2 pseudogenes are annotated in these 1,185 nt (G+C 61.4%); one reads left to right on the forward strand and one right to left on the reverse strand.

Annotation, left to right across the window (positions count from 1 at the left end):
• Positions 1–287 precede the first annotated feature (287 nt).
• Positions 288–1,070 (forward strand): annotated as a pseudogene (locus ACTXGA_RS24460) (IS5 family transposase); the annotation flags it as partial.
• 2 nt (positions 1,071–1,072) lie between these two features.
• Here ACTXGA_RS24460 and ACTXGA_RS24465 read toward each other — a convergent pair.
• Positions 1,073–1,185: pseudogene (locus ACTXGA_RS24465) on the reverse strand (IS5/IS1182 family transposase); the annotation flags it as partial.

A 1,185-nucleotide genomic window follows, 5' to 3' on the forward strand; every position in this document is an offset into this window, starting at 1 on the left:
TGGGAAAGAAAGGGGCCAGGCGTGCCATCTGCGCGTCGGTCAGCCAGAAGAGATCGCTCATGTCACCGCTCCGTTTTCGAAGCCGTGAATCATGCTGTTCACGCGAAATCAATGCATCCTGACCCTAGTCAGAACGCTCTTCGACTTTTCGGGGCTCCTTCTATCCGTACAAATCGAGAAGCAAATCTGGGTTCTGTCCTTTGCCTTCGAGTTCGGCATGGAGATGGCATGTTGCAGAACTCAGCCGGTGAAGGATTCACATTGGGAATCCATGCGGTTAGACGAGCAGCAAGCCCAAGCCCGCCCGCTACCGCACGACGAACTGGTCCACCTACAACAATGCGCTCAGGAAGCGCGGGTCGCTGCTGATCTGGCTGGACAAGGAGATGACCTGGCACGCGCCGCATGAGGGACGCCCGGGACGCCCGCCGGTCTTGTAGAATTCGGCGATCCAGTTCTGCCTATCGATCAAGGTTCTGTTCAAGCTGCCGCTCAGGCAGACAGCCGGGATGGTCGCGAGCCTCCTGCGGCTGGCCGGGCTGGACTGGCCTGTTCCGGACTACTCGACGCTCTGCCGCAGACAGAAGACCCTCAAGGTGCAGATCCCGTATCGCCGTGCCGACGGGCCGCTGAATCTGCTGGTGCCCTCTCGGGACATTTCTTCGAAATGCCCTGCCGGGTGACAGACAGCACTGGTATCAAGTTTCTTGGTGACGGCGAATGGCAGGCCCGCAAGCATGGCGTTCAGGGTCGTCGCCAAAGGCGCAAGGTGCATCTGGCGATGGACACCGCCACCTCGATATCTGGGCCGTCGAGTTCACCCCCAGCCGGGAAGGCGACGGCCCCGTCCTACCGGACCTGTTGGCCCAGATCCCCGAGGACGAGGACATCGGCACCGTGACCGCCCCCTCTCGGCAGCATCCTTCGGATGCGCCTGCCGGACAGTGGATGGCGCCTACGATACCCGCCGCTGCCACGGCGCCGTCATCGCACGCGGCGGCACGGCAAACATACCGATCCGAAGGAAAGGTCGGGCTTGGAAAGAGGACTGCCCGGCTGCTAGGGTCAGGATTCATAACCAGTAGATGACGAGGGCGGCGAGGGCGATGGCCGAAAAGAAGACCTTCGGGCACCGGTCATATCGGGTGGCCACACGCCTCCAGTCCTTGAGTCTTCCGAACATGA

The organism is Antarctobacter jejuensis (assembly GCF_052266595.1).
GTDB lineage: Bacteria > Pseudomonadota > Alphaproteobacteria > Rhodobacterales > Rhodobacteraceae > Antarctobacter > Antarctobacter jejuensis.